The 14,365-nt window shown below is 37.8% G+C and carries 14 protein-coding genes; 5 read left to right on the top strand and 9 right to left on the bottom strand.

The genetic code is table 11. From position 1 onward, the window contains the following. The first annotated feature begins 111 nt into the window (after positions 1–111). From umuD to AC0VYG_RS04175, 5 genes are all read left to right on the top strand, one after another. Positions 112–558 carry a translesion error-prone DNA polymerase V autoproteolytic subunit gene (umuD, locus tag AC0VYG_RS04195; protein ID WP_475431099.1) on the top strand — a complete coding sequence of 149 codons (447 nt, stop codon included), beginning with the start codon at positions 112–114 and terminating at the stop codon, positions 556–558. After that, positions 559–1,830, top strand: coding sequence for a translesion error-prone DNA polymerase V subunit UmuC (gene umuC / locus AC0VYG_RS04190; protein ID WP_475431098.1), 1,272 nt, complete (start codon positions 559–561; stop codon positions 1,828–1,830). It abuts the gene before it with no gap. A gap of 69 nt (positions 1,831–1,899) precedes the next feature. Further along, positions 1,900–2,322: a hypothetical protein gene (locus AC0VYG_RS04185; protein WP_475431097.1), complete on the top strand. Its 423-nt coding sequence runs from the start codon at positions 1,900–1,902 to the stop codon at positions 2,320–2,322. Between the two features lie 72 nt (positions 2,323–2,394). Next, positions 2,395–2,778 carry an antitoxin Xre/MbcA/ParS toxin-binding domain-containing protein gene (locus tag AC0VYG_RS04180; protein ID WP_475431096.1) on the top strand — a complete coding sequence of 128 codons (384 nt, stop codon included), beginning with the start codon at positions 2,395–2,397 and terminating at the stop codon, positions 2,776–2,778. A gap of 141 nt (positions 2,779–2,919) precedes the next feature. After that, entirely contained in the window at positions 2,920–3,057 is a 138-nt protein-coding gene (locus AC0VYG_RS04175) for a hypothetical protein (RefSeq protein ID WP_024025206.1), read from the top strand. A 105-nt stretch (positions 3,058–3,162) separates the two neighbouring features. On the opposite strand, the gene AC0VYG_RS04170 is transcribed toward AC0VYG_RS04175, so the two are convergent. The 9 genes from AC0VYG_RS04170 to folA all read right to left on the bottom strand — a co-directional run bounded on the left by AC0VYG_RS04170 (position 3,163) and on the right by folA (position 14,361). Next, positions 3,163–4,284, bottom strand: a complete 1,122-nt coding sequence (locus AC0VYG_RS04170) for a hypothetical protein (RefSeq protein ID WP_475431095.1) — start codon at positions 4,282–4,284, stop codon at positions 3,163–3,165. Between the two features lie 114 nt (positions 4,285–4,398). Beyond that, a complete protein-coding gene (locus AC0VYG_RS04165; protein WP_475431093.1) occupies positions 4,399–5,382 on the bottom strand; it encodes a hypothetical protein in 984 nt (327 codons plus the stop codon). A gap of 1 nt (position 5,383) precedes the next feature. Further along, positions 5,384–7,699 (bottom strand): hypothetical protein, encoded by a 2,316-nt coding sequence (locus AC0VYG_RS04160; RefSeq protein WP_475431092.1) that lies wholly within the window; start codon positions 7,697–7,699, stop codon positions 5,384–5,386. Positions 7,700–7,927: 228 nt separating this feature from the next. Next, on the bottom strand, positions 7,928–8,323 hold the full coding sequence (locus AC0VYG_RS04155; protein ID WP_475431091.1) for a hypothetical protein: 396 nt from the start codon (positions 8,321–8,323) through the stop codon (positions 7,928–7,930). Continuing rightward, on the bottom strand, positions 8,307–10,301 hold the full coding sequence (locus AC0VYG_RS04150) for a hypothetical protein (protein ID WP_475431090.1): 1,995 nt from the start codon (positions 10,299–10,301) through the stop codon (positions 8,307–8,309). Before AC0VYG_RS04150 ends, AC0VYG_RS04155 begins: the two co-directional genes overlap by 17 nt. Position 10,302: 1 nt before the next feature. After that, the gene (locus AC0VYG_RS04145; protein WP_475431089.1) at positions 10,303–12,042 is read right to left on the bottom strand and encodes a hypothetical protein; all 1,740 of its coding nucleotides are present in this window, start codon (positions 12,040–12,042) and stop codon (positions 10,303–10,305) included. Further along, complete coding sequence (locus tag AC0VYG_RS04140; protein WP_475431088.1) at positions 12,029–13,324, bottom strand: tyrosine-type recombinase/integrase; 1,296 nt, start codon at positions 13,322–13,324, stop codon at positions 12,029–12,031. The genes AC0VYG_RS04145 and AC0VYG_RS04140 overlap by 14 nt, the downstream gene beginning before the upstream one ends. Positions 13,325–13,423: 99 nt before the next feature. Continuing rightward, positions 13,424–13,789, bottom strand: a complete 366-nt coding sequence (locus AC0VYG_RS04135) for a secondary thiamine-phosphate synthase enzyme YjbQ (protein WP_475431087.1) — start codon at positions 13,787–13,789, stop codon at positions 13,424–13,426. A gap of 62 nt (positions 13,790–13,851) precedes the next feature. After that, positions 13,852–14,361 carry a type 3 dihydrofolate reductase gene (folA, locus tag AC0VYG_RS04130; RefSeq protein WP_475431086.1) on the bottom strand — a complete coding sequence of 170 codons (510 nt, stop codon included), beginning with the start codon at positions 14,359–14,361 and terminating at the stop codon, positions 13,852–13,854. Positions 14,362–14,365 lie beyond the last annotated feature (4 nt).

Raw genomic sequence — 14,365 nt, 5'->3', positions numbered from 1 at the left:
GCCTCAATTCTAGTCGAAAAATCGGAAATCCTTCCTCTTACAAAAATTCACTTGGTCATTCGCGCTGCTTAAAACTATACTGTATATTTATACAGTATTCTGGTGTTGATCATGCGTGTGACTTATCTTGGTGTGTCTAAGTCGGCGGCGTTTATCGCGGCTGATAGTGTGCGAATCCCTTTGTATGTGGATTCGGTATCGGCGGGGTTTCCTTCGCCTGCACAGGACTTTGTTGAAAAATCCTTAGACTTAAATGAGTTCTGTGTAGCTCATCCGAACGCGACGTTTTACGTGCGTGCGCAGGGTGATTCGATGATTGATGTGGGCATTTATTCGGGTGATGTGTTGGTGGTAGACCGTTCGTTAACTGCGCGTCATGGAGATATTGTGATTGCCTGCATTCATGGGGAAATGACGGTGAAGACGTTGGAGCTGAAGCCCAATGTGTTGCTGCGTCCGAAGAACAAAGCCTATAAGGCCATTCAGATCACAGAGGAATCCCAGCTAGAGATCTTCGGTGTGGTTACGGGCGTGGTTCGTAAGTACGAGCGTCATTAAATGCAAACTGTCTTTGCCTTAGTCGATTGCAACAACTTTTACGCCAGTTGCGAGAAGTTGTTTCGACCAGATTTAAAACACACACCTGTTGCTGTGTTGTCGAATAATGATGGCTGTATTGTCGCGCGTTCCAAAGAGGTAAAGGTGCTGGGCATCAAGATGGGCGTGCCGATGTTTCAGGTTCAAAATGAGATAAGAAGGCACGGCATTGTGTGCTTTTCCTCGAATTATGCGCTGTATGCGGATCTGTCAAATCGGGTGATGACGATTTTAGAGGAGGAGGCGCCACGGCTTGAGGTGTATTCCATCGATGAGGCCTTTATGGATTTAACCGGTGTTGATCATGTGACGGATTTGCTAGCGTTTGGCAAACGAGTAAAGGCCAAGGTCGATCAGTGGACAGGCATTACGGTAGGCGTGGGCATCGCGCCAACTAAGACGCTGGCGAAGTTGGCCAACCACGCGGCGAAGAAATACCCAGCCACCGGTTCGGTCGTAGATTTGATGGACCCAGACAGACAAAAGCGTTTATTGGCAATTGTTGAAGTAAGTGATGTGTGGGGCGTTGGCCGTCGCACCACGGCAAAGCTAAAGGCGAGGGGAATTAATACCGCTTTGGATCTTGCGAACGCTAACCCTAAATCGATTCGAAGCGAGTTTTCTGTGGTGTTGGAGCGAACCATTCGAGAGTTGAACGGAGTATCGTGTTTGGATTTGGAATTGGTCAGGCCAACAAAGCAGCAAATCATTTGCAGTCGGTCATTTGGTCATAAGGTGACAGACAAGCGTGAACTACGGGAAGCCATCGCTAAATACACAAACAGAGCCGCCGAGAAATTACGCGGAGAAAAACGCCTTTGTCGTGTGGTGAGTGTGTTCGTTCGTACCAGCCCTTTTATTACAAACGAACCGCAGTACTCGAAAACCCTGTCTGCAGAACTGCCCAACCCAACCGACGACACGCGAGACTTATTAGAAGTGGCCGACGTACTGTTTCGTCGCATTTATCGTGCAGGTTATCGCTACGCCAAAGGTGGTGTGATGCTGGCGGATTTTTATGAGCATGGCGCTTTTCAACAAGATTTATTCCGAGCCGATAATACCAAAATCAACTCAAAAGCCTTAATGAGCGTCGTAGACAAAATCAACCACAGCGACCTCGGTAAGGTTTTTTTCGCCTCTCAAGGCGTGTCACCACAATGGTCAATGAAGCGAGAACACTTATCTCCAGCGTACACGACCAGGTGGGATGAGTTACCCAAAGTGTATTGATTCAAAATGTAGAAAATAGAAATCAGCGATGAATTAAAAATCCAAACGATAGTGATGGAGAGGTGTTCCATGAACGATGAAGGTGCCAAAGAAAATGCCAGTAAAGTGCCAGCAGGCAAGATAATAGCAACAGTTGTATTATGGCTAGATGAACAGTGTCCACAGGAGCGTTGGGACTTATCAAATGAACAGATATGTGTTCTTCTAGGTGGTATTACGGTTTCAACTTGGAGTCAATGGAAAGAGACAGCACGGATTAATGACAGTCTTCAAGTAGACCAAGACACTATTGATACACTAGCGATGCTGGTAAGTATATACAAGATGATTCACCTAAGTTCACCACCTGGTTTTAAGTATAATTTTTTCAAAAGGCCAATAGATCATCCGACATTTACTGGCAAATCAGCTAGAGAATTTATGTTAGAGAACCCTTCACTTGACGATTTCCTCAAGGTAAGAGATTTTTTTCGGAGTAAGGTGCTCATATAAAAATCACTTATTCTTAATTAAGCTTTTCATGTTAGTCATAATGCTACTTAACAGACATGTTGGGGGAGAGATATGAGTACTAAACGAAAAATTCATGCTGAAAAATACATTGATATTCATGATATAGAGAGAAATCTTGATCTCGTTATGAATGAATCTAAAGGTGCTCCTGTTGCCATATTGAAGAACGGCGATCCGGTATTTTACTGTGTTCCCGCTGACACCTATGCCGCAATCTTAGAAGTAGTTGAAGCATCTGAAATGAGAGAGTTAAATGAAAGGGTTCATCAATTGGGTCTAGAGCTGTTTGGTGACGAAGACAAATGGAAATTATGGATTAAAGCACCTGCATTAGCGTTAGGTGGTAAGTCACCAGAGTCGATTATGGTTACTAAAGAAGGAATAAATAGAGTAAGAGATCTTTTGGGGCAGATTAGCCACGGGGTTGTGGTTTAAATTGCGATTTGCGATCTTGGTTCTTACCTAATCAATATTTTTAACGTGCGCTCTTAACCCCCCTTATTTCACAAAGAGCCTCAATAGTAGTATTTCCTTACAGCAGCAATGGTGCTGCTCAGTTAATAAAGGAAACATACCATGTCTCAATTCGAAAGTGACTACGAGCAAACTCAAGATGATATTGATAATCGCGCAGACCAATTGAACCCAAACAATGATTCGTATTGGCAGTCTCGTGGTGAAGAAGAAAGACCTGAAGACTGGGAGGATCAATAATGACGACAAACAATCCGAACTGGCCGACTAAAAACGGTAGTGGCAAACCTTCAGGCAAAGGGCGAGGAAATAACCCTCCTAAAAAATAGACTGATATACGGCCGCTTAAGCGGCCGTCTCTTTTTCTCTCATATAGTAGGTCAAGTAGTTATCTGCGGAGTAAATTTCTTTAAGCATCCTCAGCGCATCAGTTTTATACTTGACGATCTGACGGTCTATTGCTTGGCAAATCAAGCAATAAATCAATAAAAGAAGCTGGTCTTCAAAAGCAAAGTTTGAGCAAAATTTCTCCAGCGTTGCAAAGCTAGGTTTCGTCTTTCCTTTACGCCATTCTTTTAGACGTTCAACTTGAACTTCTAACACAGTCCGACCTGTTTCCGTACTTTCTTGCTGAATGGGTACACACTGAGCTAACGTCTTAAAAGAAATATCAAGCTCAGTTTTGAGAAAAGATATCAGTTTGCCAAAATAACATTTACCTTCTGATGCCAGAATTTTAACCAAAAAACTGTCATGCTGTTTCGTACCTTCTTGATTAAGATGCTTCCAGTTGATGGCAACTAGGTCTAGGGCTGCAAATAAAGACAAATTGAAGTCTTGCGTAAAAAGCCCCATAGCTTCGATTTCGTCTTGGTCTGTTTCGATACTTTCTCCCAAAGCAAGCTTATCTAATCCTCTGATAACCAAATTTTGTTGTTCTGAGTTCAAAGCAGTTTTATTGATAACTGGACGGTAAAAATCAAGGATTAGAGTACGCACCTTTGACTCATCTATTCCTCTATGGCAAGCAGCAAATGTGCGTTGAGGCTCAAATTCTATGCACCGTCTCTCAATAAAAGCGATCAAAGGTTTTAAAAAATTCGGGGCTTGTTCTATAGATTGAAATCCAGCTAAAAATTGCTTGATTTGTGCATCCCAAAGCAACTTAATATCATCTACCATTGATCCCGTGGGAATTAAATCATCAATATTTAAGTTTAATCGATCCAATTGAGTGAAAAGAGGGGCAAGCGCCTCAACTGCTTTCTTTTCAGACATCCCCTTTCCCGATAAGTTATCAAGGCTGCGATCACTAACTTTCACCTCTTGCTCATGCAAAGCTGCAATAAATTTGATCTGTTTTCTAATAGAGGTAGGAAAACCAAATAGTTCTACGACCTCATGGGGTGTTTTTATAAATGGATTTTTATAAATGATTGGTCTGATAATTATTTTTTCATTACTCATTATTTAAATCACAATATGATATTTGAAAGAGTGGAAAGTCCGATAAGTTGTGAGTGTTTGTTTAAATCGATTTATCTATAACATACAGATTATCAGATCCATACTCAGTTATAATCAACGCTTATAACAATAGTCGATAACTTCGTTAAAACTTACTTCTTCACGCTCCAGCCTCTCCTCTAGTTCGTTTAGAAACGCGGTACTAGGCAATTCAATAGAGCTCGATACATTGATAGAAAATCCAGGCTTATAAACTTTACCGACCCTCGAAAGTTCATTGCTAAGTTGATTCAGAATTTGGTCTCTCAACATTAGTTGATTTCTTCGAAATCTTATCAAGCGGTGGCAATCGAAGAAGTCTGAGCGCTTTGATGAGTCATACCTCCTACAATTCCAACCAGTATCTTTTGTGGCACGATAAAGAGCCAAATCTTGTATGTCATTCCATTCACTGAAGTTAAAATAGTTGACCGAGCTAGGACTATCATCTTGAGCCTGAGTGAGGAATTTGATTTCACTAGATTGGTGCTGATCAAGAACAGCCAAAGTTCTATTTTGTGCTGATAACATGTGTTTGATTTGTATAGGCATGTCGAAACACATCACTTTCTTTGAATCTAAAATGCGTATTTCTCTAGGAAACAACTGGTCATTATGCCTTTTCCTTCGCCGAGGAACCCACTGAATATATTTACCAAAGAAACTTATGACACCTTCGGTGCTAAACGAAACTGTGTGAATTTTATTAGTATCAACATCCTGTTGTAGAAAGTAATAAGCTTTCCCATACCAAATTAACGATTGAACTATATCTGTTACTAATTCAAGTATTGTCACATCAATTTGATGGGCTGTGCGTCGAGTGTAAATATTACCAAAAAGCGTTTTCATAAATTCATCATCATTTGACGATATGTTAAATAGATTACTACTTCGGTTATTTGAGTGATGGAATAACCTAGAAAAATCTTCATCAAACATTCTTCGGTAGAAACCAACTCTCTTCTGCTGTTGTTTATAGAAAATCCTATCAACTAACTCAATTTCCGAGTCATAAAAGTTATGTGGGGGTAGAGGATTAACCCTAAATTTTATCATGCTAAACATCACCTTCGTCTTCAAGTAAGTATCGAGCAAGATCGGTTATGTTGTGATCAATATTAAAATCAATGACCTCGATTTGCGGCACAACTTGTAATGCAAAAAAGAGATGTGATGCATCAGAATGCGATTGAAGAAACACTCTCACTATTTTGTTTTTATGCTGCTTCGCATTACCAAACCTCATTTTATCTTCGAACCCATCATTTTTTGCTCGATTTTCAAACGATTGTTGCCAGTTAATCCTAATTAGACTTCGAGGAGATGCATCCCAGTTCAGATTCCGTGAATCGGATAAAAACAACATTCGTTTTAAATATTGTTGTTTATCACTAATACTTCCAACCCAAGACTCAAATTGAGTAAGAACATGCTCTGACAACTTCTCATTATCGAAGTATGCTCCATATAAAATGGAAAATCCTAAGATTGAAGCAAGGTCGTTTATCACAGTTGAAACAAGGTGAAAGCGATATTTATCGTTTACCTGAAAATCAGGATCAACAAACTTAAGATCTGCTGCAATAACTGTAAGCTTCATTAGCATCGGAAATATTTTATCCAATTTATTAACATCATTTTGTTCAAGCGCATTTATACATTCTTCAGCTAGTTCAAAATAGATTTGTCCAAAGTGATCTGGCGACTCATCGCTTAGATGTGGATGAAATATATGGCCGACTATAGCAAAATCACTAAGGTTATATATTGCATTATCTCTTGCAGAATCGAGTTGCTGAATCATCTCCAAAACGTTTATTTCAGGTAGCTTATAATGATCGTCCACATAACATTCATACTCCTTATACATCTCTATAAGTTCATTGATATCACCTAACCAGCTAGGTAATTTCCAATGGCTGTGCAAGCTTGCTAAAACAACCTGAGTTGCGGCCTCTGTCATTTTTATTTTTGTAAGAAATGTCACAAAATCCGGAATAAAGTTCTGATAGAAATCGCATATCACAGGCAGGATTCTTGCGTAGTGCTGCAACAATATTTGGACTGTAAGTTGTTGGAGGTATTTAGGTTTAGATTGACGCGCTCCCTCAATTTTATACTCAAACTCAATTCGCTTAACAATAAAGTCAAGTTCTATTTGTAGAAAAGGAGGTAAGCGACTAAGACTTCGTTTATTCCACTCGTCTATCTCAAAAAAGTTTTTTAGTTCTCCATCAAACGTCATTATTTGAAGTAGAGTTCCTAAGCAAAGATTACTCCCTAACGCTGCCCAAGTATCCGCTATAAGTATCCTCATTTTCGATGTTTCATTTTCTGTTACGGAATTCGATGAGGAGAAAGCTAGTTCAATAATTTCTCTGATTTTTTTTAGTTCCCGTATACCGACTTCGAATTGAAACTGTGTTGTATAAACAGAAACACGATCAGAGAAACGAATTATAAGCTTTAATGCAAGATCCAAGTCACCTATTTGAAATGCAAGATCAATATGGCTTGTCAATTTACTGATAATCTCATCCTCAACCCATTGGTGGTCAATTTTATCCTTAATCAATGGTTGTTGGCTTCTCGTATTGATTGCAATAGATGTTACTGTATCACCTGCAAGAAACCACTGTTGATGAGAGTTTTTCCTTGGAAACCAATAGCTCTCTTGATCTATTCCGTGCTTCACCTCAAGGTAGTGTAGAAGTAAATACGTATAACTGTCGGTCAATGCTGGCAGGTTGTTTTTTAAACCCTCGTGATTAGATATAACGCATTCATTGATATAGGAAAACTGCTCAAGGGAGCGTTGAGCTTGCTTTGAATGATGGTTAGCTAGCGATATTGAATTTTGGCTATTCACTACTCCTGCTATATCATTTTTGATTTTTAAAATTATCTCAGAACTAATTAGCTGATTGAGATCAAAAAAATTGAAAAGTCTTTGCCCTAGTGGAAACAAAGCCAAAGCACTAAGTAAAGTCAAAATCGTAGCAGTGACATAGACAAATAATCCAGGTTCATACTTAAAGATTGGTAAAGCTGAAGCAGTCAAACAGAACATCGCAGCAAATACCAAAACTCTAGAATATACGCTCCCGACCTGCTCATTGGTGAGCATTCTGATAATATCCCGCCGAAGCTTTGTGTAACCGGTGCTTATTATGATCCCAATAGTTGCAAAATAAATCGAAAATATAGCTGTTAACAATTGAGAATAGAGCCTAAGTTGTTCTACATTAAATTTTTTCTCGTCTGCACTAAGTACTGGGAGCCACAATGAAAAGTTACTTCTAATATAATCCTCAGCAGATATGAGAACCATTAAGCAAGAAATAACCCAAAGAAGACTTTTCACCCCAGTCAATGTAAAGGATCCTAGAATGTGGGCGCTTGCCTTTGATTTAGTAAATGAAACACGACTCTTGTAAGCGCTTTTTTCGTAGGCAAAACTAATACTACCTGCGAATTTTCGTAGTTTCCAAAACCATGATTTTGAGCCTCCCCAAATTTTAAAGCGATCTATAAATATGCTCTTTCTCCATTTTCGTATTTAGAAAATATATTCGAATTAAATTATAAAACGACTATAAATTTATTTTATATAAACTACTTTTTCCGATTTTAAGCGTTCGAGATCATCAAGTAGTTCTTCTATATAAATATTTTGTGCTTCAACTATTGAGGCTAATTTATCACGCTGCTTTCTATAATCAGATATTTTTTCCTTGTCAGACCGAACTCTACTCTCATTTCTTGTTTTGACTTTAACTGACTCATCTTCAATTGAACTAACAAATGCTTGAATCTCAAGAACAAGAAGTGGATACCTATTTTTTTTCAAAGCAGAAGGATCTCTACCAGCCTCTCTTGCAATATTGTTTTGAGTGATTTTCGATCCTTTTTCGATAACTAGTGGCTTATTATTTTTTAGGCGCTCAAAGGCGTCTCGAAACATTTTTTCGGCAGTTTCACTATTGTTTAATGACATTCAAGTAGACCTCAATAGCTTTAATTTCATACTGTAATGCTTTAAAACGAAGTTCTTCTTTATCAAAATTACTTATTTCTTCTTCATATCTAGATTTGAGTTTTAGAAGTTGAGACTCATTTTTTCGATCAAATATAGCGTCCTGACATATTCCAGTATCAAGAGTACCTGCACACTTCGAGATTGATTCAATACCACCATACTCACAGGCCCCGGATTTCATACAAAACCCCAACAATGTGCGTCGGCAATTTATACTTCCTTTTTTTATGAGCTGCATTAGCTTCTTTTCATCATTTTCTTCTACAAGATTAATAATTTTATTAGAGTTCCTGTCCTCACCATAAGGCCGCACAAACTCAACACTATTCTTAACTACTTGCATTAGCTGCTGACTTACCGAGCGATAAGACTCAACTATTAGAGCTGTCTCTACCTCTGAGTTCAGTCTTAAATTAGTATGATTTTTACCATAATATAGGGTCATGACCCGACTATGATGTTTCATATTCCATTGCAGACTATCAACAGAAACCTTTTGAGAAGAAAACATATTTACTCCTGAAGTTCGCCGTAACTGATGAGCACTAAAATGCCAAGGTTTGCCAACTCCAAACTCCTCACGATTACCTAAATTAGGAGTAAGAGATAAAGCTATCTCCCAATCACTTTCAGTAACCCTAGTCTCTTCTTGCTCAAATAAATGTGGGTAATTCCTTAAGAGAGAGGTATAGCAGATATTTTTTTTTACAGCCCTTGTGCTATTTCCTGCACCTAATGCCCAAGGTTCATGTCCAATAAGAGCAAGAGGAATTGAGTCTTTCTGTTCCATTTCTTTAAAATATCTAGAACGTAATTTAGAAATAAAAGAAGCTATATCAACTGCCTTCTTAACTGTTTTTGGAACCACCCATCGTGCATCATTATCCTGATCAGTTTTGGTTGTTTCTCCTACAATTAGAAAGATATCTCCGAATCGATCGTCTTTTTCAGTCAAAAAACAATCTGAATACAAAGAAATCACTTCAGATTGTCGTTGAATTGAAAAACTTGCGATAAAAAACAGTGCGACATCACGGATAAAACTAAGATACCCCGAAAAAACGCACATTGTAATTCTTGTAGGTTTTATCCACTTTTCAATTTGAGGCATTATATTATAGTCAATTAAAAAATCATTGGCAGTTCCATTGTATTTAATACGACCTTCAGCAATAGCTTTCTGCATTTTCAAAATATCATTTTTATCAATTTTAGCTACAGGGCTAACATAACGCGAAGGCACCGATTTTATTGAGGAATTGTGCTCATAGGCATTTGAAAGCCAATTAAATGCCTTCTCAACTGAACTTTGAATTTCAAGAAAGTCATCCAGGACTTGATTAAGACGACTTACAGAATAGCTCCAAATTCTTGGTGGAATATATGCATGCTGGACAATTTCTCTTTTTGTGGCCTTTGAGGATAAAAAGGCTAGTGTCTTTTTATCGGCAATTTCAAAACCAATGAGATCCGAATACAATCTTAATTTATGTAGTTGTTTTATATCTGCAATGTAATCCGCACGTTGAAGAGCATCAGCAACAGAAGTGTGAATGCGCGGAAACCTAGACAACTCAGATATCAACACTCCATGTTGATCACAAACTTTTGCAATTTTAATAAGCATCATAAAAGTAGCTTTACAACTTATTATTTTTCCTGGAAAAAGACTGGGATGATAAATTACAATAATTAAAACAAGCTTAACGAGGTCTAGATTTTTTTTTGATAAATTATGCATACCAAAATTAAAACCATGGTATCCGAAAGATGAATAATCCCAATAATCATCGCCATACTTAGAAATTTCCCTTCCACACTCATCATATGATAAAAACCAATCATAAGGAGGAGGAAGAGAGGGTAGGTTCCAAATTGATGATTTTGGGGTCACTAAAACTGATGGAAACATAAAATGTAGGTCAGAAATTTTCATATTATTTTTCCAAAAAATCTATTATATTTTTCCAATGAGGATGGTATTCACCTTCATCAATTCTATTCTCACTTTCTAATACCCATTCAGACCGTATTTCACTAGAATCTCTAAACCAATTTATTTTTTGAGTTATTCGCTGTATTACAAGATCAGCAGGAGGTGATAATGATTCATTTTTAATAAAAAGGCTCAGCTCCTCTATTTTTAATAGCCTAAAGCTTAAGAGTGACCAAACATAATCAAAACTATCAACATCTCGATGGTGTTGACACCAAAGACAACCTGAAGGTATCACGCAATTAGGTTTAACAACCGAAGAAGGGGTATCATCAAAAGCCATTGGTACACCACCACATTTACTATTAATAATTGACCCTTTTAAAGCTCCCGATGAAATAGGATCGTGTTTATTCCAAAACTGTGTTATTTCAACCATTGCTCTCTGCTGACTAGGAACTTTATAATTATCTAATAATACTTTGAGTGTATTTTGTGCCATTTCAGCTGTTAGGTTTTCATCACCAGACCGACGAAGTATCCAGTTGACTCTACTATTACGAAGTGTGCTAGGTGGAACCCAAGGAATATCACAATCCAAAGTTATTTTACGAAGGGTATGACCTGATAATCCTTTAGCATTACCTTCATATGGACCAGCACCAAATAACGGAAACAAATTATCAGAGTTAGGAAAGAAGAGATCTATAAAGGCTAGATGTTCCTTAAAGCGACTTTTATATGATTTAAAAATGCTAAATGTCACCTCTCCTCCTCTACGAGGTTTGTAACAAGTCACACTCCAATCATCACTTTGTGATCTATACTTAAAACTACCACGCTTTAAATTTTGGGCCTGAGATAAGTTCATCCCTGTCTGGGCGATAAATATCATCAATTCAGCACAAATCCGAACATTTATACAATATCTTCTTGCCGCTGAATTTATTGCTTCACTCGGATTACTTATAGGTTCTCTAGCTTTTTTATAAGCACTTGTTCCTGTTCTTTTTTGCCATTTAAGCCATTGATCACGTGTTAAGTTTATCCATTTGGAATCTTTTAACGATCCATACAATATCAATAAACCATCCTTAACGCCTCCATCACTTACCTTTAACTTTAAAGGCAATTCGCCCAATATCTTTTCTACCGTAATAGCTGAAGTAATATCTGAAAGAAAGCGTCCAAATCTAAAGGACTCCTCAAGATTTTGTTTTTCAGAGCACTTACTCTTTGATCTCCTTCTATTACCATTTTTCTTTAGCCTAGCCCGTATAATCAACCGTTCTTCATATGGAATTTCTAAAATTTCACCAAACAATTTAGAAAGTATAGCGAGGCTTCCATATGTGGTTGAAAACTTTATTAATTTAGCTTGAGCTTTGTAAAACAAGAACTCTGAATAGCCAATATAGTTACTTACAATTTCTGACAATCTAAAAGATAAATCATTGTCCTCTAAATAATTTATAAATGGTTTTATTTCTGATAAACAAGAAAGAACAGTCCGATAACTACCGCCACCAACTATAACAGCATCTAATTCGTCTTTAATAGCAGTCAATAAATCTAAACGATCAGTGCAAATTTCTCCTATTACACCTTCATCAACTGCCTTGTTAAAGTTTTTCGCATTAACTTTTGATCCCCCTTTATATAAAAATCGGGCTAGGTTTAAAATTTTATAATTTTCAGCCTCTTTATTAATAACCTTAACTTCCAGATTATTCTGAAACATTATATATAACCTTATCGATTAAATTTTTTTGATTAAGGCTAGTAGTATTACCTACAAATAGATCATAGAATTCATCAGAAAGTGCGGTTTTTATAGGTTCAGTCTCAATAAATCTGATATATTTCCAAGTTGTTGATTCATTTTTATGGAGCATTGCATCTCTCACAAAAACAATTGCATCAGATTTACTAGGAAGAGTATTTAAGGCGATCTGCATCAGCTCTGTACCAAAAGATGCTCGTGATTGGTGAAATTTCAAATTCTTAAACTGCAACAAATCATTGATAATAAGCTCTTTTCTTAAATCACTTATTAATTTTGTGAACGATGTATCTGAGTAAGTATTTCCTCTTTCCGTTAAAAAAAGAGTAGTTCTATCATTTTTTGATGATCGACTTTGCCTAGTTAACCGCCTAACTGAATGAGCATACTGTTTAAGGTGTTCAATTAGCTGAAAAGGAATTAAAATATCCCCTCTTACATCGAATTTAGTTTTAACTTTTGTACCATTACCAACACTAATACGCCCTATTCCAGTACCTAGAGGGTCTTTTTGTACATTATCAAGTGTTGATAGTTGTAATGTACGTATAGTCTCACTTCTTGCTCCTGAAAAAAAACCAACAAGAAACATGAGATACAGTTCATGTTTTTCATGATCTAGCAAAAATTTTAAGAGGGTGTCTCGATCTCTAACACTTAAGGGTAATAACCCCCCTTCTAATGATTCTCCAGGTCGCTTACGATTAGGGATAGACAATTCGGTATGATTAACAGCTATAGTGCGTTCAAACCCCTCTTTTGTAAAAAAATTAACTAAATTAACTTTGTTTTCCCACAACTCTTTCTTTTCGATGAAACCATTCACTTTTGCCCAACGATAAAAACGTACGATAGAGCTCATTCGAGCTGTAGCTGTACTTGGGGCTATTTCCCCTTGATCTCTCTGTCTTACCAAAAAACCACGATAACGTACTAAACATCGATCTTTCTTTTTCTTAGGAAAGTAACGCCAATCCACCTTTTCTAATTCTAACCAAGATGCATAGGCTTTAAGGTGACTCATGAAAGATGAAACAGTTTTATGATTTTTTTTCAAACCACTGTTTAATTGATCTATTGCATATCTATTAGCAGCACTCCAAGGCTCACCGTCAAAAAAGAAAATTTGCGGAACTCTTTGGAGGAAGTAACCATTGGTTTCTTTCCAAATGATTTTTTTATTGTTTCTAGATAAAACAGGCTCCATAGATTGAATATTTATCAACTCTAGTCTTGCCATACAAACCACCTTCTTAAAACCCTCAAATAAAAGATAGTCTGTTATTAAATTGGCGTCCATATTTTATGAGTATTTATTACACGGAATAGTGTAAGACTCTTATGTAAGATATATACCCTGCCAAGTGCCCAAATATAATTGGCCATTCTTGATAGGTATGGTGAGAGACGAACCCAACATACTGGCCTTAATGTGGGCGGGCATATCATCCGATCCTTCATAAATATGTTCATAATAGGGCTGATTTTCCGGCACCATAACGGAAAAATGCTGCTCCATATCGCGACGAACAGAAGGATCGGCGTTTTCATTAATGGTCAAAGACGCTGACGTGTGCAACAACTGCAAATGCAACAACCCCACTGATACAGGCGATAATTCTGCCAGTGCTCGCTCAATGTAATCGGTAATAAGATGAAAGCCTCGACGGTTTGCTGATAACGTTATTTCACGTTGCTGCCACATAGTTTGCCTCTATTCTATAACATCGATTAAACCAGCTAATGACTTGGCTCAAAAGAGTCCCATTAGCTTGCGCTACTTCTTTGATAAACGGAAAAGCGATAATCGTAGGGATTGGGGCCTTCTGCTGCAAAAGATTCCTCAGCCAATAGCGTAAACGAAGGCCAATCTACCTCTGGAAAAAAGGCATCACCCTCGACCTGCGCGTCCACATGAGTCACATAAAGACGCTCGGCACGCTCTAACGCCAATTGGTAAATTTGCGAGCCACCTATCACCATCACCTCTTCTTGCCCATTCACAAGACAAATGTCTTCGCCTAAAGCAATAGCATCATCTAAGGTGTGTACCACATCGACACCATCAGCCTGGAACCCCTCATCACGAGTAATCACAATATTGCGACGCCCCGGCAATGGTTTACCGATGGACTCAAATGTCTTACGCCCCATCACAATAGGTTTGCCCATGGTGGCTTGCTTGAAATACTTTAAATCGTTTGGTAGATGCCAAGGCAAGGCATTATTGATTCCAATGGTTCGATTCGTCGACATCGCAACAATGAGTGACAACATAAAA

This window comes from Marinomonas sp. 63XJN7_7_ISO-PGPR-S23-202 (assembly GCF_056173505.1).
Note: the sequence above shows the minus strand (reverse complement) of the source record. Positions and strands in the feature narration are given on the sequence as shown.